The organism is Pseudidiomarina marina (assembly GCF_003987045.1).
GTDB lineage: Bacteria > Pseudomonadota > Gammaproteobacteria > Enterobacterales > Alteromonadaceae > Pseudidiomarina > Pseudidiomarina marina.
In genome coordinates this window covers 1-25,057 of record NZ_PIPZ01000006.1, presented here as the reverse complement: position 1 = coordinate 25,057, position 25,057 = coordinate 1, and the positions used below count along the sequence as shown (strand labels likewise).

The window sequence follows — 25,057 nt, the reverse complement described above, 5'->3', positions numbered from 1 at the left end:
ACTCAGATGCGAACTACCCAAAAGCTTTCCTATCCTTCCGCGTTACGTCGCAGCCTCGGTCAGGGTATGACCGAATACATTATCATCGTTGCGCTAATTGCAGTTGCTGCCATTGGTGTCTATTCGTTGCTTGGGAAAACTGTACGTGGCCAAGTAGCGGGCATGGCCAGCGAAATAACAGGGCAAAGCTCAACCAATCAGCTGAATAGTGCTCGAAGTGCGGCGAGACGAGCAAGTACGCTTGGGCGTCAAGATGTCAGTTTGGGTAATTATGACGAAGTTACTGAGTCTGGTAATTAAGATGCAAGGTGATCGTGGATACGTCAGTGTTCTGATATTACCGGCCATTGCGGGATTGTTAATTTTATTAGTGTTGATAGTGTCGCAGCAGCAACGACTTCAGCAACGTTGGCATCTGCAAAGTGCGGCGGACAATATGGCCATAAGCGCGGCAACCATTATTGCGCGCGAGTTTAACCTCATTGCGATTATCAATCGTGCGTTAATTGCGAATCACGTTGCCCAAGGGCAATTATTGGGATTAGCGAGTTGGTTGAGCAACCTCAACTCAGCTACTGAAAGGCTCGCATTAGTGAGTAGTATCATCCCCTATGTGAATGTCATTACACGTCATTTAGCAACGGCGGTAAACCATATAGAGAGGCCTATAAATAGGATTATTAACAGCGCGTTAATGATGCAGCGAGCGCTGCTAGCCTCGCTACAAACCGCGCAATGGATGATTCGGGCTTCATTCGCCATGATGATACCGAAGAGTCTTGCAGAAATCGCCCAGGTTCAAAAAATTGAGCAGCATTCATGGACGTTATTGCATGCTCCAGGAATTTTAAAGTTTCCATGGTTGTGGTGGCGATACCTGCCGCTCCAACATGCCTCCAGAGATGATGGGTTGTTGTTGGAGATGACACAGAATAGCCGTGACCCTTTCTCTAAAAGCCGCAGCTATAAATGGTTTGATGGCGGTTTAATTAAAGCGCAAAAAGCGGGTGGTAGTGAACTTGTTGCCAGTAAAAATGGGCAGTGGGCATGGCAGTCTATGGATACGGTAGCACTGCATCTGCGCCTACTGTTTAAGCGAGAGGAAATTCCTTGGGGTGACGGCACGACCTATCAGAATAGATTATTAAACAACGTCAATGAAAATCAATTTGGCGAAAGCCGCCGACTTAATCCTCGAGCGACGCAACTGGCGCTGATTAATCAGCAACGATTGGGAACTACAGATACACCTTACTATTTTAGTCGTGAACGGTTAGATCCGAGTGATTGGCCTTCCGTCATTATTAAATTCGATCACGTTATCTCGAAAGCAGGAATTCGATTTTCACGGCCGCAAACAATCATGCCAAGAGCCAAAATCTCAATTGAGCGAGCGAACATGTTTAATGCGCTTTGGGAACCAGAACTACAGTCACTTAGTGCACAAGAAAAACTAATTTTGAGCCGCTTTGCGCAGGATTCTCTATGAAATACACGTCATTAAATAACGAATATGGGCAAGGTATGGTTGAGTTTATTCTAATACTTGGGCTCGTTGCTGTTACTTTGTCCTTCAGTATTGAAAAGGTGCACGGAACTTTGTTTTCGCAGCACCAGGAGCTTAATGAATTACGAGGCAAGATCTTACAGCCGATATCTGACAGCTCCTGGCAACGTCAGCCGTCAGATGCATTTAGTGCGCAAGTCAAGCCGGTACTAGCGCCTTTGAATCGCTATACCGCACTAAATTTAGGTTTGGACAATCTTTATTATGTCGCATCCGAACAATCACCTTATCAATTAGCGCGATTAACAGATGGGTGGCAGCTAGATAACAATGCTGAACTGTTATCTTATCCACAATCGCTAACTTTGAGCCACTATTTAAACCAAGTTGGCTTGAGTAATGTACTCGATGTTGTTGGGGTATTGCCGATTGCCAAGGAGCTTAGTCATGACTCGCTGGTTCTTGGTAAAGTGGATGCGGATATCACGCCCTACGAATTGCGCTGTGTCGACCCAGTATGTCGCTAATTGCATCGTGGATGTTAGCTCATGCGCAATTGGTGGCAGAGAATAGCCATGGCGCACTGTGGCAGTTAAACGAGGCAAACTTGGTGGCGCAGCTTGTGGAACATTTTTCCTGTGAACCAATCGCTGATTTACGCGCGAACTTCTATTGTCGCGCGAGCGAACATGAAATTTGGCACATCCAGATACTTAATGGCGCTTACTTCGCGCAATCGTTTAAATTGCGGGATCAACCATTACAACCGCAAAATACCTGGCTTGGTACGAAGCTTGTGACGCAGCAATTTGAAAAGTATCGGATTGAAATCTTTGCGTCTCCTCACCGGTCAAAAACTTTAGCTGATGGATTTAGCTTTCGATATGGTGCTCGCCTTGCATCTGTTAAGGAAATAGAACATGGACGTTATCACATACTCTTGGAAAACCCAGAAACCTCGGTGCTGTTGGTACAACAGAAAACAGTTACCCATAGCATCCAAATTACAGCAAGGGCAAAGCCTCGTTGAGAGCATAGTGGTGATGTTGTTGGGGAGTATTATTTGGATTATCCCAGTAACATCGGCCGGACACTCAATTGTGACGATGGTTAAGCATATCGTTCAATCGACAGCGGCACACGTTGATTGGATTTGGCAGTATTTTGTCCTGAATCCGTTGGTTTGGTGACGCCTCATGTTGACCTTAACTCCGAAAGCAAAGCTCGCTGCGCTGGTTATGCTGAGTTTGGCTCTGAGTCTTGCAAGCTATCAGTTAGTCACTGGCTATGTTGCCGAGCAAGCGTCGATTGAAGTCGAAGAGCAACGTGAACAAGAGCTTGGCATATTAGTTACCCAACGCGACATTTTAGTTGGGGAAATTATTAATGCTGATACGTTGGTGATTCGAAACTTTCCGCAAAGCTTAGTACAAGATGGATGGCTCCGCCCCGAAGATGCTCCGAGTATACTCGGGTTAGCCTCCAGCCGATTTATTGATCGCGGAGAGCCGCTTACGGCTAATGCAATTGAGCCCTATCAAACACCGCGATTTGCGGCGAAATTACGCCCTGGATTTTATGCTGTAACAAGTCTAGTTTCCGTGCAGCAGTTGCACAACGGACTGGTCAAAATTGGTGACAAAGTAACGCTTCGAGGGAGTAACTTCCAAGAAAATAATAAGCCATTAGTCTTGGTTAATATTCCCGTGATTGCAATGGACAACTTTGATGACCATGCACAGATCGACGTCAACCCCTCGCACTATTTGCCTAGCACAATGACATTTGAATTGACCGCGGAGCAAGCTGCTAAGTTTGAGACGATGAGAATGCAGAATTTTGAAGTTTGGTTGCAACACGCCGAAAGCTCATATGTTTCAGTAGCGCCATCACCCCCAATAAAGATACATCGATTTTTTGCCAAGGAGGTCGAGCTCGATGCGATCTATTAATCTATTTCTCGCGATCATTCTGGTGATAAGTGTCAATTCCGCTCATGCCTTAAATACCTTGAGCCTGAAAGTAGGAGAAACGCAAATTATTTCGCTCAAGGGCGTTTCTGATGTTGTCGTGGGAAATGAAAACTTACTGAAAGTGGAATTATTGCCACCACATGATTTGGTTATTAAAGCTATCTCTTCTGGATATACCGAGCTGCTGGTTCGTTACGAGTCTGGGAGTAATGATAAAATTCCAATAGTCGTTAATGCGCCGTTGGATAAAAAAGAACAGCTTCACTTACAGTGGCTTAAGCAACAGTACTCGCAATTACAGTTTGACGAGAAAGCGGGTACGACAGTCATTTCTGGACAATTACCCCAACTCGAACTGGAGCAATTTAAGCGGGCGATAATTGATTATCCGGATTGGTTAATTCAGGTGAGTGAAGTGCCTGCCGCTATCGATCAAATGATCGAGTTGCAGGTCACCATTCTTGAAGTGAAACGACAAAGCGCTCAACACCTGGGAATTAAGTGGCAGCATTCAATAAGTGGCCCAACCCTTAGTGATGCGAGCGCGCAGTGGGTAACGTTTCCGATTACTTTACTCTCGACGGTAAATTTACTTGTCCAAAATGGACATGCACGAATACTTGCTGAACCGAAGTTGATTGCCGCTAGTGGTGGGCAAGCAGACTTTCTTGTTGGCGGAGAGTTTCCAATCCCCCAAGTTCTGACGCAAGGAGCACAGGATGTCGAGTTTCGTGATTACGGCATCTCTTTATCCATGTCGCCTCATGATCTGGGCGGTGGTCAAATATCAACAGAGATTAAAGCACAGATCAGCACAATAGATCCGGCAACCGCTATTCAAGGAATTCCAGGAATGCTAACTCGACGAGTGAGCAGCCTGATTACTGCCAAGAGTGGCGAAGCCATTATTTTGTCCGGATTACTCAGTCAAGAACAATCGTTGCAGGCGGAATCGTTTCCCTTACTGCATCAAATTCCGATCTTAGGAGAGTTATTTTCATCGCGCGAATTTCGTGATGCTGAAACCGAGTTATTCGTAGTTGTGACGCCGTTGCTGCAATCACACCAACGTCAAACTCAACAATCACATGAGCATGCGAAGTCATTAATTAAATCATTTCGTGATAACGCAACCTGCGTGGGGTTAACCGATGGCTTTTAATAGTGATTTAGCGCGGCAACATCTGCGACAAACTTTGCAACGAAGTGAACAAAATATCGAGCAAATGTCAGCTGCAGAACTGCAACAGCATGCGGTCAATATTTTAGAAAACTATCAGACTAGTTTGTCGGTTAATGATGCGAACGAATTATCATTAGCTATAGAGAATATCGTAAATGACTGCATCGGTTTCGGTCCCTTGACCAGCTTGCTTCATGATAATGCGATTTCCGAGATCATGGTAAATGACTTTCAAACAATCTTCGTCGAGAAGGAAGGGCAACTGTCCCGCTGCCCAATTTCATTTTCAAGTGAAGAAGAGTTGCTGCGCGTTATTGATCGAATTATTACGCCGCTGGGACGTCGATTAGACAGTTCGCAACCGATGGTTGATGCGCGCATGCCTGACGGTTCTCGCATAAATGCGGTGTTATCTCCATTGGCACTTAGAGGCAGCTGTTTAACAGTTCGAAAGTTTCTAGCAAAGCGACTGCAGTTTGATGACTTGGTTCGTCAAGGTGTGCTATCGACTGAAGCTGCTGACTATTTGCTTCGATGTGTGGTTGAGCGCCGGAATATTTTAATCGCAGGAGGTACTGGTACCGGAAAAACGACGCTTCTTAATACGTTGGCAGGCGTCATTCCATCGCATCAACGGGTCATCACGATTGAAGATGCCGCTGAACTACAGCTGTCACATCAAAACTTAATAGCGCTTGAGGCGAGACCTCCAAACGCCGAAGGAAACGGAAAAATATCGATTCGCGACTTATTGATCAATGCGCTTAGGATGCGCCCCGACCGAATCATTGTCGGTGAGTGCCGTGGTATTGAAGCGATAGATATGTTGCAAGCAATGAATACAGGTCACGAAGGCTCATTAACAACCTTACACGCTAACAGTGCTCGTGACGCAATTCGGCGGCTTGAAGTTATGGTTCTTATGGCAGGTCTTGAGATTCCTCTGTCGGCAATTCGGCAACAAATTGCATCGGCGATCGATGTCATTATCCAAATTCAGCGCACAAATGAAGGCGCTCGGGTCATTCGTGAAATTTCCGAAGTGTCGGGAGTTGATGCCGATGTTATCCAAATGAATCAAATGTTTATTCGAGAGATGAATCAGTGTATGGCCACAGGAGTGCTTTCTACATGGCATTAACCGACATGGGGTTAACAATCGGAGCACTCGTAATTGTTGCATTAGCATGCGTTTATTTAACGTCCGTTGTCCTCGTGATTACCATGATTTCGCGGTGGAAAAATCCCGCACAAAAGTGGTTGAAAGATAGTACCGAGCAATCGCTTGCAGATTTCTTAATTTACTTACCGGCTAAAATATTTTGGGAAAGACTAGCGTTGCTCGTTTTGCCGCTATTGATGATCATTGGCTTAATCTCCTCTGCTCTAATCAGTTTTCTAGTCGGATGCGGCATGGCTGTCGCTGCGATAGTGACGAAAAATTATTTGCTGGCGCGACGACATCGTCTTATCACCGTTCAACTTCCAGACGCTATTGATCTTCTGGTAACGGCAATGCAGGCCGGACTTAGCTTCAATGCAGCATTTGAGCGCAGCGGATTGCAGGTTGCAGCGCCACTGAGATACGAATGGCTACTCGTTATTCGCAGAATGCGCACAGGTGAGACGCCAATTGTTGCGCTCAAGAGCTTCTATCTGCGAGTTAATACCGAAGCGGTTTTGCAGATGTTACTAACGATGCAACTCGGTATACAGCATGGCTCTCAGCAAGCGGATATTCTCCAGCGATTGGCGGTAACTTTAAGGCAGCAGCAGTATGCAATAGAGCGGGTAAAGAGTTTATCTGCGCAAGCTCGATTGCAAGGAAAAGTTATGATGCTACTTCCTCTTGGCCTTTTTACAGCGCTACATTTTTTGCACCCTGAAAACACCGTCATGCTAACTCAAACCGAGCCTGGTCATTATTTACTGGCAGCCAGCGCTGGATTGATGATGTTAGGGCATTTCCTCATTCGAAAAATTTTAGGCGATGCCTATGCCAATTGATAATTTAATGTGGGTGGTTTTAATGGTGACCAGCGTGACCATTTCGGCCTTATGGATTGGCGTTATTGGTCTTTGCAATGAAAGTCAGCCTGCTGAAACGAGGGCTCAATGCGTTACTTAACGCATTGCCCGAAAACTTAACCTCGACGATTACTAGGTTGGCGCAGCAGTCAGTTCCCGAACAAAGCCCTTCTGAATGGTTACTCCATCGTATTCTCGTCGTTCTGACGATTTTACTCATTGTGAGTTTGCCAATTGGTTCGTTGATAAAACTCAGTGTTCTTTTGCCGCTAGCCATTGTGGTGATTGAACGCCGTAACCGACGACAAGTCTATCTGAAAAAAGTGTTAAGGCAGTGGCCTAGTGCGCTTGATATGGTTGCCATGTTGATGCACTCCGGATTATCGTTTCGAGCCGCACTCCATGCGCTGCAAAACATCCCGAATGATTTGTCTGCCGCCACCGAAATTTCAAGGCTTCACCGGCTGCAGCAAAGTGGTTATTCGCTGCATCAAGCTGTTGATGGATTGTCTCATCGCATACCCCACCCGTGGATCAGCTTATTTGCTGGCGCTGTGTTACAAGCGCACCAAACCGGCGGTGCATTAGCGAATACTTTAAAAGTGCAAGCGAATCAGTTCCGCCAACAACAGTTGTTAGAAGCTGAAAAGCGTGCGCAAGAAGTTTCAGTCAAATTAATGTTACCCCTTATCTTTTGTTTTTTTCCCGTAACCATGTTGCTGATACTAGGTCCGGTGTTTATCGGGTTTACCCAAGGAGGAGTTATATGAAACAGGGATGTTTCTATCTTAATTCGAGTGGTCGCTGCATTTGGCGTGATGTCAAAGTGATGGAGTATTTCCCCCAGCGTCTGGTAGGAATGCTTTATCTGCGAGTTGCATCACCCCAACGAGCATTTTGGTTTCCTCGGTGTAGCGCTATTCATACCTGGGGAATGCGTTTTGCGATCGATGTAATAGGATTGGATAAGCAACTTAAAATAGTGAAAGTAGTGCGCAATGTTCAACCCGCTAATGTGGTGCGACTGACAGGTGTTGACTCCATCATTGAGTGTGAAGCCGGATGTCCACTTCCTTTAGAATTTTGGCAAGGTCAAACACTCAAGTTCTGTGTAAAGGAGCCGGTTTATGACTAACTACTCCTATCTGTTTATCCTACTCGCCTTGGTCATACTTACGAGTGGCTGCAAAACCACAAACGATGTGAACTTTTCTTCGGTTGAACAACACTATTCAATCGCGAGCGATGTCTACCAGCAAGGTGATTTGCATACCGCAGAGGGTTTTCTGCAAAAAGTCATTAAAGCGCAGCCAAATCACCGCGAAAGTTGGTGTTTGTTAGGGCACGTTTACTATCGATTAAATAGCTACCGAGCGGCCGATAACGCCTACCAAAAATGTTTGTCGCTGCGCGCTGAGCAACCTCAAATTTGGCATAATCTAGCTGCTGTCAAACTGCGCCAAGCAACCGAGTTACTAATAACGGGATTACCTTATTTGGAGCCCAATGAGAGCAATGTAACTTTCAATGCGAATTATCGATTGCTGTTGCAGGAGCTTGCTCATCTGCATGGTGTATCCAGTTTGATTCTGGAGAGCAGCATTGAGCGTTAGACAAGCGGGATTATTTACTCCTCTATTTGTTGCCATCGTACTTATTGTCGCTGCCGCGATGATGCCGTTACCTCCTAGTAAGCAAGTTGTCGAGCTTGAAAAGTTGCGATATGAACACTCAGTCTGGTGGTTTTGGCAACAAGCGGCGGCCCATTATTATCGGAAGTTCGATGTGTGGCCACAATCACTTACCGAATTAGCTCTAACGTTTGATCTGACACCCGCACCGGATTTCTTATCCGGGTTTGCAGAGCAAAACTGCTTCAGATTAAGCTGGACGCAATTAAACGCCACACAAATCGAGTTATTGAGAAATGGGTTAAGTCATCCGCATGTTGAACTATCCGAAGATCAAATTGATGCGGTAATGGGGATGTCGACGCCACTGAATGAAGTTGAAGGTATTTATCGTTTCGAAAGCTCAACCATGGCGTCAAATCTTTCTCTAGATAGTCACAATATAGTTCGCGCTCGAGATGTTTATGTGCGAGAAGCCGAGGTGAAAACACCGAGTGAACCGGATCGATTACGAACGACAACAGCAACGATGGCGTGGCTAGCCATCGATAGCCATGTGACGGTTGATAAAATTGCTCCAAACCCGTTGCGGGTTGACGAATTGACTAAGTTACTTAACGAAATCAATCAACAATATAGTAAGCTTGCAGCGCACATGGAATCTGAACCAGAAGGTCCGACTCCATATCAATCTTCATCAGAATATTGATTAGGTTGTGCGCGCAGGTCACGTGTATTTTCAACACGCTTTAATTCAAGATGAAGACCGGCTTTGGCAAGCAAATGCGCACTAATGGGAGCGGTTAAGAATAAGAAAATGGTGATTAATAATTCATGCCAAGAGAACGTGGCAGTGACAGAAAAATAAACAATAGAACCGAGAATAACACCACCAACACCTAATGTTGTGCTTTTGGTTGGTGCATGTAAACGCGCCATAAAATCAGGTAAGCGCGCAAGGCCTACCGAGCCTATCAAGGCAAAGAGGGCGCCTATAATGATCAGACTTGAAACCAACCAATCTGCCCAGCCAGGGAGTTCTGTCATATTCATATGTTATGCCCTATTCAATGATGTCGCCGCGAAGCAAGAATTTTGCCGCCGCTACCGTGCCAATAAAACCTAACATGGCGATTAAAAGTGCAGCTTCGAAATAAAAAGCGGTGCCGTGCCAGATACCAAACAACACCAATAGCGCAAGTGAATTAATATAAATTGTATCTAACGCGAGTATGCGATCAGGTAAGTCTGGCCCACGAAATAGTCGCCATAAGTTCAGCAACAAAGCCACGCTAAAGGCGACAAAGGCGAATTGAACGGCGAAAACTAACATTTGAAAATCTCCTTTAGACGCATTTCGTAGCGTTGCTTAATTGATGCTATCAATTTTTCATGATCATCAACATTGAGTGCATGAATCATCAGTGCACGACCATCGCGACGAATTTCCGCGGTAATTGTACCCGGTGTTAAGCTTATTGTGCTGGCCAGAACCGTGATTGGTACTTCACCAACAATGTCCAACGGGTATTCAATTAGAGCCGGCTTGATGCGACGCGAAGGCATCAAAATAATCGCCGCAATGTTCAAGTTAGAAATCAGTATATCGACCAAGAGCAAAAAGAAATATTCAATTGCCTTGAACGGTTTACGAATGGTTGCTGGAAAATCTCGCCCACGGTTCGTATAAAGGGGAATTGCCACGGCTAGAATCGCACCAAGCACAACCAAGCCAGGTGTAATCGTGTTTTGCAGCAGTAACCAGAAAACCAGCAGAAACAGGCTGAGAAACGGCGCAGGTAAAATTTTATTCATTGGAATACCCCTCTCCTAACACGGCTTCAATGTACGAAGCAGGGTGCATCACGTCATATGCGATACCATTAATGAACGTACTAATACTTCCCGCGAAAATAGTTAATCCAATAATGGCTAACAGCAATAATCCAATGGCGACTAACTGCCCGGTTGGGTGGCTGACGTCTCCAGGTTTACCATCGAAGGTATGCCAGAACATGCGGCTACCAGCTCGTGATAATGAAATCATCACCAAAAAAGTACTGCCAAGAACTAGTGGCCACAGCAGTGCTACTTGAGCTCCAGTTCTTGCCGCTTCAAGGATAAATAATTTTCCGATGAATCCGGAAAATGGTGGCATACCGATAATCGCAATCGCGGCAGCGAAGAACATCATACCTAAAATGGCGTGTTGTGCCATTTTACGTCCTTTAACTATTCGCGATGCCGTTTTGCCGCGTTGTTTGGCAACCACATCAACAATCAAAAATAGGGCTGCTGTGATAAAGGTTGAGTGCAACATGTAGTACATCACGGCAGTAATAGAGCGTTCAGAATTCATGCTAAATGTGGTTAGCATTGTTCCAACTGAAATTACAACGAGATAGGCGATGACTAAACGCAAATCACGACTACCTATAACGCCAAGAGCCCCAATGGCGAGAGTACCGAGACCTAACCACCAAAGCCATTCGTAACCTAATAATGCGGCGGCACCAGAATCATCGCCAAAGATCAGGGTGAAAACGCGAATAATTGCGTAAATACCGACTTTTGTCATGATGGCAAATAACGCGGCCACAGTTCCTGTTGTCATTGCATAAGCTTGTGGTAACCAAAAATACAGTGGTAATAGAGCTGCTTTAAGTGCGAAAACAATCAATAACAGCAACCCACCAACTCGAGCAATGTGCGCATCGTCTGCTTGCAGGCTTGCGACTTTATGGGCGAGATCGGCCATGTTTAACGTGCCAGTAATGCCATAAATAACGCCAAGTGCGATCAAAAATATTGCCGAACCAGTTAGATTCAGTAGCACGTAGTGCAAAGTCGCTCGAAGTTTTTGCTTCCCACCACCGTGCATTAAAAGTGCATAGCTTGATATCAACAAAATTTCGAAGAATACGAATAAGTTAAATAAGTCGCCGGTCAGAAATGCGCCGAGAATACCAAGCAGCTGGAATTGAAATAGTGCTTGGAAATGCGAACCAAGATTATCTTCTCCGTAGCACGCATACCAAAGTACCGGGAGCGCTAATAATGCGGTTAATAACACCATGAGGGCAGACAGTTTGTCGGCCACGATGACAATACCGTACGGTGCCTGCCAACTTCCTAATGCGTAAACACTAGGACCGTGCTGCGACTGTAATAGCAGTAATATAGCCACCGCTATCAATGCGACACATGAAGTCATTCCAATTGCTCGGCGGTAGCGCTGCGGTTCATCGCCCCAAGGCAACAGTTGCAACAAGGCGGCAAGCATTGGAATAAGTAAGGGAAGTATGACCAAGTGCTGGCTTAACATTAGCGCTGCGCCTCCCCATCATTTTGATTGGGTTCGTTGACTTCATCCGTACCAAGCTCGCCTCGCACTCGCACCGCTAAAATAATTGAATAAGCGGTCATGGCAAAGCCGATAACAATTGCAGTAAGAACTAAAGCTTGCGGTAATGGGTCGGTATATTCCGATTGATTTCCAATAATTGGTAATTGGTTCAATACCAGTCGGCCAGTCGAGAATAGAAATAAATTCACGGCGTAAGACAGCATCGTAATGCCAATGACGATAGGAAACGAGCGACCGCGAAGAATCAGATAAATACTGCAGGCAGTTAGCATGCCTACGGTAACTGCATATAAGGCTTCCATTAATGCTTCTCCTGTCTTGGACGGTGACGTGTAGTCATTTGACCGAAGTTGGCCAATATCATCAAAGTGGCACCAATAACGGTGAGATAGACACCGAGATCAAACAAAATTGCCGTGGCGAACTCGAACTCACCAACAATCGGCCAATGAACATGGGTGAACCACGATGTCAAAAAGTTATGACCAAAGAACCAACTGCCAACGCCGGTGAATAGGGCGATCATAACGCCAACTGACGCTAGGGTTTGGTAATTGTAATTAAATCGATGTTTGACCCAGTCTACACCGTTCGCCATGTACTGTAGGATCATGGCCGATGCAGTAATCAAACCAGCGATAAACCCTCCGCCAGGCAAGTTGTGTCCACGCAAGAAAATATAGAACGACACCATGAGCGCTAAAGGCAATATTGCTTGCGAAACAGTCTGTACCAACAGCGGGTGTTTCACACGGTGCCAAGGTCGTCCATCGACATCGCTAGATGGCATAAATGGACGTAAGTTATTCAGTAACTTATGAATGCCGGCTGCAGCAATGGCGAGTACCGTAATTTCGCCTAATGTGTCAAAGCCACGGAAATCGACGAGAATGACGTTTACTACATTCGTACCGCCGCCACCCGATACCGAGTTCTCAAGGAAAAAGTCTGAGATACTGTTCATTGGACGAGTCAAGAATGCGTAGTTGAGCGAGCCGACTATTCCGCCCACAAATCCCGCAAGTAGAATATCTCGAGCGACACGGCCACCACTTGACGCTTTCGGGATACGTTGTGGCATAAAGAACAGTGCCAATATCATCAAGATAATACTGACCACCTCTACTACCAATTGGGTTAAAGCCAAATCGGGCGCTGAAAAATGGATAAACGTAAGTGATACCATCAAGCCAACCACGGATAACATCATTAACGAGGTGAGCCGTTGATGGTGAAACGCAGCGGTTCCAATCGCGGCCAAAATGGTAATGACTGCACCAGCTAAACTCACTGCGTTAACAGGCAGTTGCTCGCGTGACCCCGTTAACTGATTTATTTGATACAACTCTGGTAACACAAATACCACAGTTATAATGAGCAGGGCGGCGATGTAGCGTTGCAGCGAGCCGGTTTCGACTCGATTCATGAGTCCATCACAAAAGTTGGTCACCGACTTAACAATTTTCGCGAATACTTCTTTCGCGTCGTGGTGGTCAAACTGCCGATTAAACGACAGTAAATCTTCTCGATAGACATAAATTCCCACGCCACCAATGATCGCCAGAATACTCATCAACAGCGCGAGGTTAAAGCCATGCCAAATTGAAATAGCAACGTCAATGGAAGTAGGGCTGACTACCGCTATAGCTGTTTGTAATAAGTCGGAAACAAACAACATGGGCGCGACGCCGACTGCAATACACAGCGTCGCTAAAATGATAACTGGAGCGCGCATCATTAACGGTGGTTCATGTGGTGTTTTGGGTAGGTTCTCTGCGACCTTATCGAAGAACACGCCGTGCACAAAACGAATTGAGTAAGCCACCGACAACATCGCTCCAGCAGTGGCCAATACTGGAACTAACCAAGATAGACCGCCGAACAAGTGTTGTTGATATGACTCAACGAACAACATTTCTTTTGACAAAAAGCCATTGAATAGTGGAATTCCTGCCATGGCTGCCGACGTGATTAGAGCAAGCACCATGGTGTATGGCATAAACTTGCGCAAGCCACTGAGCTTTCTCAAATCGCGGCTGCCAGTTTCATGATCAACAATGCCGGCAATCATGAACAATCCGGCTTTGAACGTTGCGTGGTTCAGAATATGGAACAGTGCCGCAAGTAAGGCACCGGCGCTACCTAAACCAAGTAGCATGGTAATTAATCCAAGGTGACTAATTGTAGAAAATGCCAGTAATCCTTTGAGGTCCGTTTTAAACAGCGCAAAGTAGGCACCGAAGAGCATTGTTGCCAATCCGGTTAACGTAACGATCGTGAACCATTCGGGTGTGCCGCCTAATACAGGAAATAAGCGAGCCATTAAGAAAATACCCGCTTTCACCATAGTCGCTGAATGTAAGTATGCGCTTACTGGCGTCGGTGCTGCCATTGCATGGGGAAGCCAAAACTGAAATGGGAATTGAGCTGATTTGGTAAACGCGCCGAGTAATACCAGCAGTAAAGCGGGAATATATAGCGAATGCTCGCGGATAGAATCAGCTGCGGCAAAGACAGCATCTAATTGATAACTGCCCGCTATATTGCCAATCAACAGAATACCGGCAAGTAACGCCAGCCCACCTGCACCGGTGATGGCAAGCGCCATTCGCGCACCGCGGCGTGCATTGCTTTGATGAAACCAATAACCGATTAACAAGAAGCTTGAAATACTGGTGAGCTCCCAGAACAACCAAAGTAAAATGAGGTTGTCTGCGGTGACGATGCCTAACATCGAGCCCATAAATAATAGTAAACATGCGAAAAAACGGCCGCTATCGTCTTTCTCACTTAAATAATAATGAGCATAAGTGATGATCAGTAGACCAATGCCGAGGATTAAACCGGCAAATAGTAGCGATAACCCATCTAAACGAAAGCTGAAACTCAATCCTAACGCCGGTAACCAATCGACATGGGTTGTTGGAACTAGCCCTTGCAACGTTTGCGGGGCAAGAAACAAGAGAAGAAAGAAGCTTATTGCAGTAATTGTTGCCGTTGTGAGCGTAATGACCCAGCGCGGTCGGCTACTCACCAGTAGAGGTAATACCGCACCGATAAACGGCAACATAACGAGTATAGCTAGATTCATTGGAATCCTTATATTGCAAAAAGTTGATCGTTCCCAAGGTTTATACGATTGAATTTACCACTTAGCTCAAGCGGTTGCCAACAGCTTCGAACGTGACATATCGACGGTTTAACTCTTGTTCTGCGCGATCTGAACTCATAAATAAGTAGAGTGAAAGCGCTCGACATATAACCTTATTCTGTTAGAATTTGTCCCGTTGCTTATAACTCTAAGCAATATGAACTGCGACCCAATTCGCAGTTTGGAAATCAGCAAGCACGAACAAGTAAACTTTTCTTAGTTTATTTCCTACATCGCACTACCATCTCGAAATTTTATCTGTTACAATTCGCCGCCCTTTTTATAAGGGGAAGTCTTTTATTCTCGAAATTTAGGTTCACGAGTTTTGTGGCTTAATTTAGAGGGTAACTGGACAACAGCGACTCGAGAGGGTCTGTTTTTTACATAAAGCGGAGCACTGCAATGATCCAAATGCAAACTACTCTGGAAGTGGCCGATAACAGCGGCGCACGCAGCGTACAATGTATTAAGGTTCTGGGTGGCTCGCACCGCCGTTACGCAAACATTGGCGATATCATCAAAGTTTCTGTTAAAGAAGCGATTCCTCGCGGTAAAGTGAAGAAAGGTGATGTTGTGAATGCGGTGGTCGTTCGCACCAAGAAAGGCGTCCGTCGTCAAGACGGGTCAGTCATCCGTTTTGACCGCAACGCGGCTGTTTTGTTGAACAATAACAAACAACCGATTGGCACTCGTATCTTTGGACCAGTGACTCGTGAATTGCGCTCTGAGCAGTTCATGAAGATTATCTCTCTGGCACCAGAAGTACTGTAAGGAGTCCAGATATGGCGGCAAAAATCAAACGTGATGATGAAGTAGTAGTCCTGGCAGGTAAAGACAAGGGTAAGCGCGGTAAAGTGCTTAAAGTCGATACCGCTTCGAATCGTGTATTCGTTGAAGGCGTAAACATCGTTAAGAAACACCAGAAGCCAAACCCTGCATTGGGCGTAGCGGGCGGTATCGTGGAGCAGGAAGCACCAATCCACGTTTCTAACGTAGCAGTTTACAACCCAGAGACTGGTAAAGCAGATCGTGTTGGTTTCAAGATTGAAGACGGCAAAAAAGTTCGTTTCTTCAAATCTAACAACGCAATCATTTAATTTTTAATTTGGAGTTTTACGATGGCGAAACTGCATGATTTTTACAAAGAATCAGTAGTTCCTGAGCTGCTTAAACAGTTCGGCTACAACAGCGTCATGCAAGTCCCTCGGATTGAAAAAATCACCCTTAACATGGGTGTTGGTGAAGCTCTGGCTGACAAAAAGATTCTCGACAATGCAGTATCTGACCTTGAAGCAATTTCTGGTCAACGTCCGGTACGTACTGTTGCTCGTAAATCTGTCGCTGGCTTCAAAATCCGTGAAGGCTACCCAATTGGCTGTAAAGTGACTCTGCGTGGCGAGCGTATGTGGGACTTTTTGCAACGTTTAATTATGATTGCAATTCCACGTATTCGCGATTTCCGTGGTTTGAACCCGAAATCTTTCGATGGTCGGGGAAATTACAGTATGGGCGTACGTGAGCAGATCATCTTCCCTGAAATCGACTTTGATAAAGTTGATAAGGTTCGTGGTCTTGACATCACTATCACCACTACTGCAGGCACTGATGACGAAGCTCGCGCTTTGCTCGCTGCCTTTAACTTCCCGTTCAAGAAGTAAGGTGTAGAGTTATGGCAAAAGAGTCAATGAAAATGCGTGAGCTGAAGCGTCAAAAGCTAGCAGCTAAATACGCAGAGAAACGCATCGCACTGAAAAATGTGATCAGCGATCCGAATACTTCGGACGAAGAGCGTTGGGAAGCCGTGCTTAAATTGCAAAGTCTTCCTCGTGATTCGAGCCCAAGCCGTCAGCGTAACCGCTGCCGCGTAACGGGCCGCCCACACGGTTTCCTACGTAAGTTCGGCATGAGCCGTATCAAAGTACGTGAGAAAGCGATGCGCGGTGAAATTCCTGGCTTGAAAAAAGCTAGCTGGTAAGCCACGAGTCACGGGAGAAAGCAAATATGAGCATGCAAGATCCAATTGCGGATATGTTCACTCGCATCCGCAACGCTCAGGGTGCTAACAAAGTTGCCGTGCGCATGCCTGCTTCTAAGCAGAAAGTGGCTATTGCCCAAGTTCTGAAAGAAGAAGGTTATATCGCGGACTTCAGCGTATCTGGTGATGTGAAAGCAGAACTAGAAGTTACATTGAAGTACTTTGAAGGTAAGCCTGTTATTGAATCAATTGAGCGCGTAAGTCGCCCTGGTCTGCGTATCTATAAGAAACGCAACGAACTACCTAAAGTTATGGGTGGTCTAGGTGTCGCAGTTGTCTCTACTTCGAAAGGCCTGATGACTGACCGTGCCGCTCGCAAAGCGGGTCTTGGCGGTGAAGTTATTGGTTACGTAGCTTAACGAGGAGTTAGGAAATGTCACGAGTTGCTAAAGCACCGATTGCCATTCCTGCTGGCGTTGAAGTTACGCTAAATGGCCAGGAAGTAACAATCAAAGGTGCCAAAGGCTCATTGAGCCGTGTAGTTAACGATGCGGTTGAAGTTGTTAAAGAAGACAACGTTATCCGTACTATCCCACGTGAAGGCGTTGCAAACGCTACTGCGCAAGCAGGTACAGCACGTGCGTTACTGCAAAACATGGTGGTTGGTGTTGCGCAGGGTTATGAGAAAAAATTACAGCTAATTGGTGTTGGTTATCGTGCTAACACTGCGGGTTCTAAATTGAACCTGACGCTGGGCTTTTCTCACCCGATTGAGTTCGATATCCCTCAGGGAATCACTATCGAAGTCCCAGCACAAACTGAAGTAGTCGTGAAAGGTGTCGACAAGCAGTTAGTTGGTCAAGTTGCCGCTAACATTCGCGCATTCCGTAAGCCTGAGCCTTATAAAGGTAAAGGTGTGCGTTATGCCGATGAGCAAGTGCGCCGTAAAGAAGCCAAGAAAAAGTAAGGTAAGACGATGGACAAGAAATCAGCTCGCTTACGTCGCGCAACTCGCGCTCGTAAGAAAATGCAAGAGTTGGGTGCTAACCGCCTGGTCGTTCACCGTACACCACGGCATATTTACGCACAGCTTATTGCACCGAACGGTTCTGAAGTACTAGCTTCAGCATCAACTGTTGAGAAAACTATGCGTGAGCAGTTCAAATCTGCTGGTAACGTAGAAGCAGCCAAAGCAGTTGGTAAGCTGATCGCTGAACGGGCGATTGAAAAAGGCGTGAAAAGCGTTGCATTCGATCGCAGTGGTTTCCGTTATCACGGTCGTGTCGCCGCTTTGGCTGACGCAGCTCGTGAAGCTGGACTTCAGTTCTAGGAGACGAACATGGCAAATGCAAATGTAGAAGCTCAACAAAGTGACCTGCAAGAAAAGCTGATCACAGTAAACCGTGTAGCGAAAGTAGTTAAAGGTGGTCGCATCTTTAGTTTCACTGCACTGACTGTGGTTGGTGATGGTCAAGGTAAAGTGGGTTTCGGTTATGGTAAAGCTCGCGAAGTTCCAGCTGCTATTCAAAAGGCAATGGAAAAAGCGCGTCGCAACATGGTAACCGTGCAGCTGAAAGGTGATACCTTGCAGCACCCTGTTAAAGGCCGTCACTCAGGTTCACAGGTATTTATGCAGCCAGCTTCTGAAGGTACAGGTATCATCGCCGGTGGTGCGATGCGTGCAGTACTGGAAGTTGCCGGTGTACACAACGTGCTGTCAAAAGCATATGGTTCAACCAACCCAATCAACGTTGTTCGTGCCACTATCAAGGCACTTCACGGTATGAAGTCGCCTGAGCAAGTAGCGGCTAAACGTGGATTGAGCGTTGATGAAATTTTGGGGTAGTGAGCAATGGCGAAAAAGACAATCAAAGTAACCCAGACGCGTAGCTCAATCGGTCGTTTACCGAAACATAAAGCTACACTTCGTGGTCTTGGTCTGCGCCGCATTGGTCACACGGTCGAGCTGGAAGATACTCCAGCCGTCCGCGGCATGGTGAACCAAGTCACTTATATGGTAAAGGTGGAGGACTAAGACATGTACTTAAACACTATCTCCCCTGCACCTGGTGCTAAATCCAGCAAAAAGCGTCTCGGCCGTGGTATCGGTTCAGGCCTTGGTAAAACTGGTGGACGTGGTCATAAAGGTCAAACTTCACGCTCTGGCGGCTCTATTAAGCCAGGTTTTGAAGGCGGCCAAATGCCAATCCAACGTCGTTTGCCAAAGTTTGGCTTTACTTCACGCAAGGCTATGACTACTGCAGAAGTAAACCTGGCAGAGATCGCAAAAGTTGCTGGTGATACTGTTACTCTAGCTTCATTAAAAGAAGCTGGTGTGATTCGTCACGACGTGTTGACGGTTAAAGTTATCAAGTCAGGCGAAATCAGCCGTAAAGTAACGGTTCAAGGCATTAAGGTCACCAAAGGCGCCCGCGAAGCTATTGAAGCTGCTGGCGGCAAAATCGAAGGATAGGGCACATGGCTAAACCAGGATTGGAATCTAACAGAGCTCAAGGTGGCACGTCGGAGCTTAAACGTCGACTGCTGTTTGTACTCGGCGCGTTAATCGTGTTCCGTGCGGGCTCCTTTGTGCCGATTCCTGGTATAGATGCCGCTGTGTTGGCGCAATTATTCGATCAGCAAAAAGATACCATCGTTGCCATGTTTAACATGTTCAGCGGTGGTGCTCTTGAGCGTGCTTCGGTATTTGCTTTAGGTATTATGCCGTACATTTCGGCTTCAATTATTATGCAATTAGCAAGCGTGATTCATCCTCGTCTTGCTGAGCTTAAGAAAGAAGGCGAAAGTGGCCGTCGTAAGATCAGCCAATACACGCGTTGGGGTACGTTGATACTCGCAACTTTCCAATCAATTGGTATAGCCACTGGCTTACCAAATCTGATGCCAGGTCTCGTTATTGACCCTGGTTTTGGATTCTACTTCACGGCTATCGTGAGTTTGGTTACTGGTACCATGTTCTTAATGTGGTTAGGTGAGCAAATTACCGAACGTGGAATTGGAAACGGTATCTCTATTCTAATCTTCACCGGTATTGTAGCAGGGCTCCCGTCGGCCATTGGCCAAACGGCAGAGCAAGCTCGTCAGGGTGATTTACATTTATTACTGTTATTGCTTATTGGTGTTATTGTTCTTGCAGTAACGTACTTCGTTGTGTTCGTAGAACGTGGTCAACGTCGTATTGTTGTGAACTATGCAAAGCGTCAGCAGGGCCGTAAGGTGTTTGCAGCGCAAAGCACTCACTTGCCATTGAAAGTTAATATGGCGGGTGTGATTCCACCAATCTTTGCATCAAGCATTATTTTGTTCCCGGGTACTATCGCTACTTGGTTCGGCCAAGGCGAAGGTGCGGTAGCAAACTTCCTGCAGGAGTTGTCGTTGACGTTGTCACCGGGTCAACCTCTGTATGTCATGCTATATGCAGCAGCAATTATTTTCTTCTGTTTCTTCTATACTGCGTTGGTATTTAACCCACGTGAGACAGCGGATAACTTGAAGAAATCCGGAGCGTTTATCCCTGGTATTCGTCCAGGTGAGCAAACCTCGCGGTACATTGATAAAGTAATGACTCGTTTGACGCTTGCTGGCGCCTTATACATTACCTTTGTCTGTTTGGTTCCTGAGTTCATGATGATTGCGTGGAACGTACAATTCTATTTTGGTGGTACGTCGCTTTTAATTATCGTAGTTGTTATCATGGACTTTATGGCGCAGGTCCAGACTCATCTGATGTCACATCAGTATGATTCGGTCCTGAAAAAAGCTAACCTTAAAGGCTTCGGCCGTTAAGGTTGGATAATTACGGAGTGTAGCAATGAAAGTTCGTGCTTCCGTGAAGAAAATCTGCCGTAACTGTAAAGTTATCAAGCGCAACGGTGTTGTGCGTGTAATTTGCAGTGACCCTAAGCACAAGCAACGGCAAGGTTAATTCGAAGAAGAAGTCCGCAGTCAAAAAATATTTTTGGCTGCGGCTTTGATATGTTTGCAAATTGGCGACCGGTTGAGTATCCTAACGGGCTTTTCAAATCCGGTCACCCATAAACTATAGGAGACGTGTTAGTGGCCCGTATCGCTGGCATTAACGTTCCTGACAATAAGCATGCAGTCATTGCCTTGACTGCGATTTACGGTATCGGCCGTACTCGTTCAAAAGCTATCTTAGCTTCGATCGATCTGCCTGAAGATACCAAAATCGGCTCTTTGTCAGAAGAAAAACTGGATGTACTTCGTGATGCAGTAGCTAAGTTTACTGTTGAAGGCGATCTTCGCCGTGAAGTATCTATGAACATCAAACGCTTGATGGATCTCGGATGTTACCGTGGTCTACGTCATCGTCGTGGCTTGCCTCTACGTGGACAGCGCACTAAAACAAATGCGCGCACCCGTAAAGGTCCGCGTAAACCAATTAAGAAGTAGGGAGTTGAGAAATGGCTAAACAACCAACTCGTACTCGTAAGCGCGTTAAAAAGCAAGTCGCAGATGGCATGGCTCACATCCATGCATCTTTCAATAACACCATTGTGACCATCACTGACCGTCAAGGTAACGCGTTAGCATGGGCAACTGCAGGTGGTTCTGGTTTCCGTGGTTCACGTAAATCAACTCCGTTTGCTGCACAGGTTGCTGCTGAGCGCGCAGGTGAAATGGCGAAGGAATATGGTTTGAAAAACCTAGAAGTGTTCGTTAAGGGCCCAGGTCCTGGTCGTGAATCATCGATTCGCGCATTGAACGCTGTAGGTTATCGCATCACGAACATTACTGATGTGACACCTATTCCTCACAACGGTTGTCGTCCGCCTAAGAAACGTCGCGTTTAATAGGCGCTATACGATAGTTGGAGAAAGAACATGGCTAGATATTTGGGTCCAAAACTCAAACTGAGTCGTCGCGAAGGAACAGATTTGTTCCTGAAAAGCGGCGTACGCGCAATCGATTCGAAATGTAAACTCGAAAGCGCACCGGGTCAGCACGGCGCTCGTCGCGGTCGTTTGTCTGATTACGGTTTGCAGTTACGTGAAAAGCAAAAGGTTCGTCGTATCTACGGCGTACTCGAAAAGCAATTCCGTAACTATTACAAAGAAGCTGCCCGTATTAAGGGTAATACTGGTGAGAACCTGCTGCAATTGCTTGAGCAACGCCTTGATAACGTGGTGTACCGTATGGGCTTCGCGTCAACTCGTGCTGAAGCGCGCCAGTTGGTGAGCCACAAAGCAGTAGTAGTGAATGGTCAGGTAGTCAACATTCCGTCGTTTAAAGTACGTCCGGAAGACGTTGTGTCCGTTCGCGAAAAAGCGAAAAAGCAGGCGCGCATCGCAGCCGCACTGGAACTCGCTGAACAGCGTGAAAAACCAGTATGGTTGGAAGTAGACAGCACTAAGATGGAAGGTCAGTTCAAACGTCTTCCAGAGCGTGCAGATTTGTCTGCTGAAATTAACGAACAGTTGATCGTAGAGCTTTACTCTAAGTAAAGCTTAAGCATAAAGAGAGGACACAATGCAGGGTTCTGTTACCGAATTCCTAAAGCCAAGGCTAGTCGATATCGAACAAATTAGCCCGACTCACGCTAAAGTGACGTTGGAGCCTCTTGAGCGTGGCTTTGGTCACACGCTGGGCAACGCGTTGCGCCGTATTTTGCTTTCGTCAATGCCAGGTGTGGCAGTGACTGAAGTAAAGATTGACGGTGTTCAACACGAATACAGCAGCAAAGAGGGTGTTCAGGAAGACATCATCGAGATTCTGTTGAACCTTAAAGGTTTGTCAGTAGTCATGGAAGGCAAAGATGAAGCGATTCTGACCTTGAAAAAATCCGGAGCGGGCCCTGTCAAGGCTGGCGATATCACTCATGATGGTGATATCCAGATCATTAATCCTGATCACCTCATCTGTACTCTTACAGGTGACACTGAGATTGACATGTCAATCAAAGTTGAGCGTGGTCGTGGTTATGTTCCAGCCTCGGCACGTCAGTCTGCTGACGATGAAGAGCGTCCGCTCGGTCTACTATTAGTTGACGCCTCTTTCAGTCCAGTTGAGCGTATTGCTTACAGTGTAGATTCTGCACGTGTTGAGCAACGCACCGACTTGGATAAACTGGTTATCGATATGGAAACCAATGGTACATTGGATCCAGAAGAAGCGATTCGTCGCGCAGCAACCATTCTTGCTCAACAGCTAGAAGCGTTTGTTGAATTACGTGACATGAGCGAGCCAGAAGAGAAAGAAGAGAAGCCGGAATTCGATCCGATTCTTTTACGTCCGGTAGACGATTTGGAATTAACTGTGCGTTCTGCGAACTGTTTGAAAGCAGAAGCTATTCAGTACATTGGTGACTTAGTGCAGCGTACCGAAGTTGAGTTGTTGAAAACTCCAAACTTGGGTAAAAAATCGCTCACCGAAATCAAAGACGTGCTTGCGTCACGTGGTTTGTCTTTAGGCATGCGTCTAGAGAACTGGCCACCAGCAAGCCTCGTTGATCGCGACTAAGTTATCTTTTACAGAGATTTACTGAGAAGGGTATAGGTATGCGCCATCGTAAGAGTGGTCGTCAACTCAACCGCAACAGCAGCCATCGCAAAGCGATGTTCAGCAATATGGCAAGCTCACTGGTTCGTCACGAAGTGATTAAAACCACTTTGCCAAAAGCGAAAGAACTGCGCCGTGTAATCGAGCCGCTAATCACATTAGCGAAGCAAGATAGTGTTGCAAATCGCCGTTTGGCTTTTGCACGTACACGTGACCAAGAAGTGGTTGGTAAGTTGTTCAATGAATTAGGTCCGCGTTATCAAGAGCGCGCAGGCGGTTACACTCGTATCATGAAGTGTGGCTTCCGTGCTGGCGACAATGCACCTATGGCATATGTTGAACTAGTTGACCGTCCAGAAGTAGACGCTACTGTTGCTGAAGAAGTAGCAGTAGAGGAATAAGCGAAGTATTTCGCTAAGAAAAAAGCCGCTCAATGAGCGGCTTTTTTGTTTCTTAGTTTCTAAATTTGACTATTGATTAACGATCGAATCTAACTCTTGTGAAGTGAGTTCATGCCGAGCAGCAATCGCATTGAGTTGCTCTTTAGTTAAACCACCAGCATTGTATGCGCTTCGTAGTAATGTAATCGCACGTTGCCGTTCCTGATCTTGCTTAATCTCACCGCTTTCTTCGGCCTCTGCAGAACCAATGATGTCGCTTATCGTATCAGCTAAATAGCCGCCCACTGCTGGAGCTGCTGCTAATACGGCTTGAATGATTGATTCTAGTTTTCCTACTTCGGCTTCTTTGTTGGCGCGAAGAATTCCGTCGGCGGTATATGGTTCGGTTGTTACTGCAACGCGAATCACCTCATTTAAGTGAGCAGGATCTATCTCGTCGACAGTGCCGACTATAGCTTCTGCATAACTTGGCTCGGTTTCAACTGCAATTCTTACAATTTCGGCGGGATCAGCGACACGTAAATTGAGTGCGGCTGAAATCACGTCGCGAGTGAATGCAGGTTCAGCATCTATAGCTGCTTTAATAATGTGCCGGTAATGACGAGGGTAGCGATCAAAAGCGGCGTAGAGAATAGGTTCAACATGATGAGGATAATTACTCATCAATACCCTAACTGACCGAGTAGAGGAAAAATTTCGTTGTTCATAATATCGAAGCATCCGTGCGTATGTATCTGCGAGTCGTTGGTTCTCTTCATCTAAAACATAAACGCTAGGTTTGGTCGTTTCGACCACAGCAGAGTCTGCTGCGTAACTTGCGTAAGTCATAAATACGCTCGCAGCCAATAAAGTTGGTAAAACTTTCATAGGCGCACCCCGATTTAACAATGTGTCTTTCTAGTAATTATTAGTGACGACCTTGAACAATAGCAGTGTTTATAGACAATCAATAGTTAAACTTTGTTCAATTTGAGTAAAAATAAACCAATTAGAAAAAAATGCAAAAAAAGATCTTGCACCGTAGGCGGCGATCCTTATAATTCGCCGCCGTTGTCACCGAGTGATGACGCGGGTTCAGAAAGTGACGTAGGTCACAAAAAAAGATCCAAAAGGATCTTGACCTGAACCAAGGATGGCGTAAAATACGCATCCCGCTTCACGAAGAAGCGAACGTTCTTTAACAATATACCAAGCCAAGCAAACTGTGTGGGCACTTACCGGATTCAGGCAGAGAAAGCATCTTCGGATGCACAAAAGGTCTTTAAATAGACCACCTGACTGATTGGAAAAGTGCTTAACAA

At 46.1% G+C, this 25,057-nt stretch carries 37 protein-coding genes; 29 read left to right on the top strand and 8 right to left on the bottom strand.

Features of this window, described 5'->3' with window-relative positions; genetic code table 11:
- Positions 1–6: 6 nt before the first annotated feature.
- The 12 genes from CWI76_RS11390 to CWI76_RS11335 all read left to right on the top strand — a co-directional run bounded on the left by CWI76_RS11390 (position 7) and on the right by CWI76_RS11335 (position 9,031).
- Entirely contained in the window at positions 7–300 is a 294-nt protein-coding gene (locus CWI76_RS11390) for a Flp family type IVb pilin (protein ID WP_126760471.1), read from the top strand.
- Positions 272–1,489: a hypothetical protein gene (locus tag CWI76_RS11385; protein WP_126760470.1), complete on the top strand. Its 1,218-nt coding sequence runs from the start codon at positions 272–274 to the stop codon at positions 1,487–1,489. The genes CWI76_RS11390 and CWI76_RS11385 overlap by 29 nt, the downstream gene beginning before the upstream one ends.
- Positions 1,486–2,034 carry a hypothetical protein gene (locus CWI76_RS11380; RefSeq protein WP_126760469.1) on the top strand — a complete coding sequence of 183 codons (549 nt, stop codon included), beginning with the start codon at positions 1,486–1,488 and terminating at the stop codon, positions 2,032–2,034. Before CWI76_RS11385 ends, CWI76_RS11380 begins: the two co-directional genes overlap by 4 nt.
- Entirely contained in the window at positions 2,025–2,537 is a 513-nt protein-coding gene (locus CWI76_RS11375) for a hypothetical protein (RefSeq protein WP_126760468.1), read from the top strand. Before CWI76_RS11380 ends, CWI76_RS11375 begins: the two co-directional genes overlap by 10 nt.
- 166 nt (positions 2,538–2,703) lie before the next feature.
- Positions 2,704–3,459, top strand: coding sequence for a Flp pilus assembly protein CpaB (gene cpaB, locus CWI76_RS11370; protein WP_126760467.1), 756 nt, complete (start codon positions 2,704–2,706; stop codon positions 3,457–3,459).
- Positions 3,446–4,642, top strand: a complete 1,197-nt coding sequence (locus CWI76_RS11365) for a type II and III secretion system protein family protein (protein ID WP_126760466.1) — start codon at positions 3,446–3,448, stop codon at positions 4,640–4,642. Before cpaB ends, CWI76_RS11365 begins: the two co-directional genes overlap by 14 nt.
- Positions 4,632–5,804, top strand: coding sequence for a TadA family conjugal transfer-associated ATPase (locus tag CWI76_RS11360; protein ID WP_126760465.1), 1,173 nt, complete (start codon positions 4,632–4,634; stop codon positions 5,802–5,804). The genes CWI76_RS11365 and CWI76_RS11360 overlap by 11 nt, the downstream gene beginning before the upstream one ends.
- Positions 5,795–6,670: a type II secretion system F family protein gene (locus tag CWI76_RS11355; RefSeq protein WP_126760464.1), complete on the top strand. Its 876-nt coding sequence runs from the start codon at positions 5,795–5,797 to the stop codon at positions 6,668–6,670. Before CWI76_RS11360 ends, CWI76_RS11355 begins: the two co-directional genes overlap by 10 nt.
- A 77-nt stretch (positions 6,671–6,747) precedes the next feature.
- A complete protein-coding gene (locus tag CWI76_RS11350; RefSeq protein ID WP_126760463.1) occupies positions 6,748–7,461 on the top strand; it encodes a type II secretion system F family protein in 714 nt (237 codons plus the stop codon).
- Positions 7,458–7,826, top strand: a complete 369-nt coding sequence (locus CWI76_RS11345; protein ID WP_126760462.1) for a DUF192 domain-containing protein — start codon at positions 7,458–7,460, stop codon at positions 7,824–7,826. Before CWI76_RS11350 ends, CWI76_RS11345 begins: the two co-directional genes overlap by 4 nt.
- Positions 7,819–8,304 carry a tetratricopeptide repeat protein gene (locus tag CWI76_RS11340; protein ID WP_126760461.1) on the top strand — a complete coding sequence of 162 codons (486 nt, stop codon included), beginning with the start codon at positions 7,819–7,821 and terminating at the stop codon, positions 8,302–8,304. Before CWI76_RS11345 ends, CWI76_RS11340 begins: the two co-directional genes overlap by 8 nt.
- Positions 8,294–9,031, top strand: coding sequence for a hypothetical protein (locus tag CWI76_RS11335; RefSeq protein ID WP_126760460.1), 738 nt, complete (start codon positions 8,294–8,296; stop codon positions 9,029–9,031). The genes CWI76_RS11340 and CWI76_RS11335 overlap by 11 nt, the downstream gene beginning before the upstream one ends.
- Here the strand turns inward: CWI76_RS11335 and CWI76_RS11330 are convergent.
- Genes CWI76_RS11330 through CWI76_RS11305 form a run of 6 tightly spaced genes read right to left on the bottom strand, consistent with a single transcriptional unit; the run spans position 9,010 to position 14,780 of the window.
- On the bottom strand, positions 9,010–9,375 hold the full coding sequence (locus CWI76_RS11330) for a Na+/H+ antiporter subunit G (protein WP_241968030.1): 366 nt from the start codon (positions 9,373–9,375) through the stop codon (positions 9,010–9,012). The two genes, CWI76_RS11335 and CWI76_RS11330, sit on opposite strands and share 22 nt — an antisense overlap.
- Positions 9,376–9,385: 10 nt before the next feature.
- Positions 9,386–9,655: a K+/H+ antiporter subunit F gene (locus tag CWI76_RS11325; RefSeq protein WP_126760459.1), complete on the bottom strand. Its 270-nt coding sequence runs from the start codon at positions 9,653–9,655 to the stop codon at positions 9,386–9,388.
- On the bottom strand, positions 9,649–10,137 hold the full coding sequence (locus CWI76_RS11320) for a Na+/H+ antiporter subunit E (RefSeq protein WP_126760458.1): 489 nt from the start codon (positions 10,135–10,137) through the stop codon (positions 9,649–9,651). Before CWI76_RS11320 ends, CWI76_RS11325 begins: the two co-directional genes overlap by 7 nt.
- The gene (locus CWI76_RS11315; protein ID WP_126760457.1) at positions 10,130–11,647 is read right to left on the bottom strand and encodes a monovalent cation/H+ antiporter subunit D; all 1,518 of its coding nucleotides are present in this window, start codon (positions 11,645–11,647) and stop codon (positions 10,130–10,132) included. Before CWI76_RS11315 ends, CWI76_RS11320 begins: the two co-directional genes overlap by 8 nt.
- On the bottom strand, positions 11,647–11,991 hold the full coding sequence (locus tag CWI76_RS11310; protein WP_126760456.1) for a Na+/H+ antiporter subunit C: 345 nt from the start codon (positions 11,989–11,991) through the stop codon (positions 11,647–11,649). The genes CWI76_RS11315 and CWI76_RS11310 overlap by 1 nt, the downstream gene beginning before the upstream one ends.
- Positions 11,991–14,780, bottom strand: coding sequence for a monovalent cation/H+ antiporter subunit A (locus tag CWI76_RS11305; RefSeq protein WP_126760455.1), 2,790 nt, complete (start codon positions 14,778–14,780; stop codon positions 11,991–11,993). Before CWI76_RS11305 ends, CWI76_RS11310 begins: the two co-directional genes overlap by 1 nt.
- Positions 14,781–15,242: 462 nt before the next feature.
- On the opposite strand from CWI76_RS11305, the gene rplN reads away from it, so the two are divergent.
- The 17 genes from rplN (at position 15,243) to rplQ (ending at position 23,756) form a co-directional block, all read left to right on the top strand.
- A complete protein-coding gene (gene rplN, locus CWI76_RS11300) occupies positions 15,243–15,611 on the top strand; it encodes a 50S ribosomal protein L14 (protein WP_092593899.1) in 369 nt (122 codons plus the stop codon).
- An 11-nt stretch (positions 15,612–15,622) separates the two neighbouring features.
- A complete protein-coding gene (gene rplX / locus CWI76_RS11295; protein ID WP_092858682.1) occupies positions 15,623–15,937 on the top strand; it encodes a 50S ribosomal protein L24 in 315 nt (104 codons plus the stop codon).
- Positions 15,938–15,958: 21 nt separating this feature from the next.
- Positions 15,959–16,498 (top strand): 50S ribosomal protein L5, encoded by a 540-nt coding sequence (gene rplE, locus CWI76_RS11290; RefSeq protein ID WP_092858680.1) that lies wholly within the window; start codon positions 15,959–15,961, stop codon positions 16,496–16,498.
- A gap of 11 nt (positions 16,499–16,509) precedes the next feature.
- On the top strand, positions 16,510–16,815 hold the full coding sequence (gene rpsN, locus CWI76_RS11285; protein ID WP_092858678.1) for a 30S ribosomal protein S14: 306 nt from the start codon (positions 16,510–16,512) through the stop codon (positions 16,813–16,815).
- A 26-nt stretch (positions 16,816–16,841) separates the two neighbouring features.
- The gene (gene rpsH / locus CWI76_RS11280; RefSeq protein ID WP_126760454.1) at positions 16,842–17,234 is read left to right on the top strand and encodes a 30S ribosomal protein S8; all 393 of its coding nucleotides are present in this window, start codon (positions 16,842–16,844) and stop codon (positions 17,232–17,234) included.
- A 14-nt stretch (positions 17,235–17,248) separates the two neighbouring features.
- Positions 17,249–17,782, top strand: coding sequence for a 50S ribosomal protein L6 (rplF, locus tag CWI76_RS11275; RefSeq protein WP_126760453.1), 534 nt, complete (start codon positions 17,249–17,251; stop codon positions 17,780–17,782).
- 9 nt (positions 17,783–17,791) lie between these two features.
- Complete coding sequence (gene rplR / locus CWI76_RS11270) at positions 17,792–18,145, top strand: 50S ribosomal protein L18 (RefSeq protein ID WP_126760452.1); 354 nt, start codon at positions 17,792–17,794, stop codon at positions 18,143–18,145.
- 9 nt (positions 18,146–18,154) lie between these two features.
- Positions 18,155–18,661: a 30S ribosomal protein S5 gene (gene rpsE / locus CWI76_RS11265; protein ID WP_055439826.1), complete on the top strand. Its 507-nt coding sequence runs from the start codon at positions 18,155–18,157 to the stop codon at positions 18,659–18,661.
- A 6-nt stretch (positions 18,662–18,667) separates the two neighbouring features.
- A complete protein-coding gene (gene rpmD, locus CWI76_RS11260; protein ID WP_055439827.1) occupies positions 18,668–18,850 on the top strand; it encodes a 50S ribosomal protein L30 in 183 nt (60 codons plus the stop codon).
- A 3-nt stretch (positions 18,851–18,853) separates the two neighbouring features.
- Positions 18,854–19,288 carry a 50S ribosomal protein L15 gene (rplO, locus tag CWI76_RS11255; RefSeq protein ID WP_126760451.1) on the top strand — a complete coding sequence of 145 codons (435 nt, stop codon included), beginning with the start codon at positions 18,854–18,856 and terminating at the stop codon, positions 19,286–19,288.
- Positions 19,289–19,293: 5 nt separating this feature from the next.
- Positions 19,294–20,622: a preprotein translocase subunit SecY gene (gene secY, locus CWI76_RS11250; RefSeq protein WP_092858668.1), complete on the top strand. Its 1,329-nt coding sequence runs from the start codon at positions 19,294–19,296 to the stop codon at positions 20,620–20,622.
- Positions 20,623–20,647: 25 nt separating this feature from the next.
- Positions 20,648–20,761, top strand: coding sequence for a 50S ribosomal protein L36 (gene rpmJ, locus CWI76_RS11245; protein WP_055439830.1), 114 nt, complete (start codon positions 20,648–20,650; stop codon positions 20,759–20,761).
- Positions 20,762–20,892: 131 nt separating this feature from the next.
- The gene (gene rpsM, locus CWI76_RS11240; RefSeq protein WP_055439831.1) at positions 20,893–21,249 is read left to right on the top strand and encodes a 30S ribosomal protein S13; all 357 of its coding nucleotides are present in this window, start codon (positions 20,893–20,895) and stop codon (positions 21,247–21,249) included.
- An 11-nt stretch (positions 21,250–21,260) separates the two neighbouring features.
- Positions 21,261–21,650, top strand: a complete 390-nt coding sequence (rpsK, locus tag CWI76_RS11235; RefSeq protein WP_034734070.1) for a 30S ribosomal protein S11 — start codon at positions 21,261–21,263, stop codon at positions 21,648–21,650.
- A 30-nt stretch (positions 21,651–21,680) separates the two neighbouring features.
- Positions 21,681–22,301, top strand: coding sequence for a 30S ribosomal protein S4 (gene rpsD / locus CWI76_RS11230; RefSeq protein WP_092858666.1), 621 nt, complete (start codon positions 21,681–21,683; stop codon positions 22,299–22,301).
- Positions 22,302–22,326: 25 nt separating this feature from the next.
- Positions 22,327–23,316, top strand: a complete 990-nt coding sequence (locus CWI76_RS11225; RefSeq protein ID WP_092858664.1) for a DNA-directed RNA polymerase subunit alpha — start codon at positions 22,327–22,329, stop codon at positions 23,314–23,316.
- A 38-nt stretch (positions 23,317–23,354) separates the two neighbouring features.
- Positions 23,355–23,756, top strand: a complete 402-nt coding sequence (rplQ, locus tag CWI76_RS11220; RefSeq protein ID WP_126760450.1) for a 50S ribosomal protein L17 — start codon at positions 23,355–23,357, stop codon at positions 23,754–23,756.
- 69 nt (positions 23,757–23,825) lie between these two features.
- Here the strand turns inward: rplQ and CWI76_RS11215 are convergent, their stop codons facing one another.
- Together CWI76_RS11215 and CWI76_RS11645 are read right to left on the bottom strand one after the other, a co-directional pair.
- Positions 23,826–24,623, bottom strand: a complete 798-nt coding sequence (locus CWI76_RS11215; RefSeq protein WP_126760449.1) for a hypothetical protein — start codon at positions 24,621–24,623, stop codon at positions 23,826–23,828.
- A gap of 207 nt (positions 24,624–24,830) precedes the next feature.
- On the bottom strand, positions 24,831–25,057 hold a 227-nt coding region (locus CWI76_RS11645), incomplete at its 5' end, for a hypothetical protein (RefSeq protein WP_206750231.1).

Coding starts and splice junctions, on each gene's coding strand:
- CWI76_RS11345 (WP_126760462.1), top strand. CDS start 7,458: ATGAAACAGGGATGTTTCTATCTTAATTCGAGTGGTCGCTGCATTTGG.
- CWI76_RS11385 (WP_126760470.1), top strand. CDS start 272: ATGACGAAGTTACTGAGTCTGGTAATTAAGATGCAAGGTGATCGTGGA.
- rpsN (WP_092858678.1), top strand. CDS start 16,510: ATGGCAAAAGAGTCAATGAAAATGCGTGAGCTGAAGCGTCAAAAGCTA.
- rpsH (WP_126760454.1), top strand. CDS start 16,842: ATGAGCATGCAAGATCCAATTGCGGATATGTTCACTCGCATCCGCAAC.
- cpaB (WP_126760467.1), top strand. CDS start 2,704: ATGTTGACCTTAACTCCGAAAGCAAAGCTCGCTGCGCTGGTTATGCTG.
- CWI76_RS11330 (WP_241968030.1), bottom strand. CDS start 9,375: ATGAATATGACAGAACTCCCTGGCTGGGCAGATTGGTTGGTTTCAAGT.
- rplE (WP_092858680.1), top strand. CDS start 15,959: ATGGCGAAACTGCATGATTTTTACAAAGAATCAGTAGTTCCTGAGCTG.
- CWI76_RS11360 (WP_126760465.1), top strand. CDS start 4,632: ATGGCTTTTAATAGTGATTTAGCGCGGCAACATCTGCGACAAACTTTG.
- rpsE (WP_055439826.1), top strand. CDS start 18,155: ATGGCAAATGCAAATGTAGAAGCTCAACAAAGTGACCTGCAAGAAAAG.
- rplQ (WP_126760450.1), top strand. CDS start 23,355: ATGCGCCATCGTAAGAGTGGTCGTCAACTCAACCGCAACAGCAGCCAT.
- CWI76_RS11305 (WP_126760455.1), bottom strand. CDS start 14,780: ATGAATCTAGCTATACTCGTTATGTTGCCGTTTATCGGTGCGGTATTA.
- CWI76_RS11375 (WP_126760468.1), top strand. CDS start 2,025: ATGTCGCTAATTGCATCGTGGATGTTAGCTCATGCGCAATTGGTGGCA.
- CWI76_RS11390 (WP_126760471.1), top strand. CDS start 7: ATGCGAACTACCCAAAAGCTTTCCTATCCTTCCGCGTTACGTCGCAGC.
- rplN (WP_092593899.1), top strand. CDS start 15,243: ATGATCCAAATGCAAACTACTCTGGAAGTGGCCGATAACAGCGGCGCA.
- CWI76_RS11225 (WP_092858664.1), top strand. CDS start 22,327: ATGCAGGGTTCTGTTACCGAATTCCTAAAGCCAAGGCTAGTCGATATC.
- rpmD (WP_055439827.1), top strand. CDS start 18,668: ATGGCGAAAAAGACAATCAAAGTAACCCAGACGCGTAGCTCAATCGGT.
- CWI76_RS11380 (WP_126760469.1), top strand. CDS start 1,486: ATGAAATACACGTCATTAAATAACGAATATGGGCAAGGTATGGTTGAG.
- rplF (WP_126760453.1), top strand. CDS start 17,249: ATGTCACGAGTTGCTAAAGCACCGATTGCCATTCCTGCTGGCGTTGAA.
- rplX (WP_092858682.1), top strand. CDS start 15,623: ATGGCGGCAAAAATCAAACGTGATGATGAAGTAGTAGTCCTGGCAGGT.
- secY (WP_092858668.1), top strand. CDS start 19,294: ATGGCTAAACCAGGATTGGAATCTAACAGAGCTCAAGGTGGCACGTCG.
- CWI76_RS11320 (WP_126760458.1), bottom strand. CDS start 10,137: ATGAATAAAATTTTACCTGCGCCGTTTCTCAGCCTGTTTCTGCTGGTT.
- rpsK (WP_034734070.1), top strand. CDS start 21,261: ATGGCTAAACAACCAACTCGTACTCGTAAGCGCGTTAAAAAGCAAGTC.
- CWI76_RS11315 (WP_126760457.1), bottom strand. CDS start 11,647: ATGTTAAGCCAGCACTTGGTCATACTTCCCTTACTTATTCCAATGCTT.
- CWI76_RS11340 (WP_126760461.1), top strand. CDS start 7,819: ATGACTAACTACTCCTATCTGTTTATCCTACTCGCCTTGGTCATACTT.
- rplR (WP_126760452.1), top strand. CDS start 17,792: ATGGACAAGAAATCAGCTCGCTTACGTCGCGCAACTCGCGCTCGTAAG.
- CWI76_RS11215 (WP_126760449.1), bottom strand. CDS start 24,623: ATGAAAGTTTTACCAACTTTATTGGCTGCGAGCGTATTTATGACTTAC.
- CWI76_RS11325 (WP_126760459.1), bottom strand. CDS start 9,655: ATGTTAGTTTTCGCCGTTCAATTCGCCTTTGTCGCCTTTAGCGTGGCT.
- CWI76_RS11310 (WP_126760456.1), bottom strand. CDS start 11,991: ATGGAAGCCTTATATGCAGTTACCGTAGGCATGCTAACTGCCTGCAGT.
- rpsD (WP_092858666.1), top strand. CDS start 21,681: ATGGCTAGATATTTGGGTCCAAAACTCAAACTGAGTCGTCGCGAAGGA.
- rplO (WP_126760451.1), top strand. CDS start 18,854: ATGTACTTAAACACTATCTCCCCTGCACCTGGTGCTAAATCCAGCAAA.
- CWI76_RS11350 (WP_126760463.1), top strand. CDS start 6,748: ATGAAAGTCAGCCTGCTGAAACGAGGGCTCAATGCGTTACTTAACGCA.
- CWI76_RS11355 (WP_126760464.1), top strand. CDS start 5,795: ATGGCATTAACCGACATGGGGTTAACAATCGGAGCACTCGTAATTGTT.
- CWI76_RS11365 (WP_126760466.1), top strand. CDS start 3,446: ATGCGATCTATTAATCTATTTCTCGCGATCATTCTGGTGATAAGTGTC.
- rpmJ (WP_055439830.1), top strand. CDS start 20,648: ATGAAAGTTCGTGCTTCCGTGAAGAAAATCTGCCGTAACTGTAAAGTT.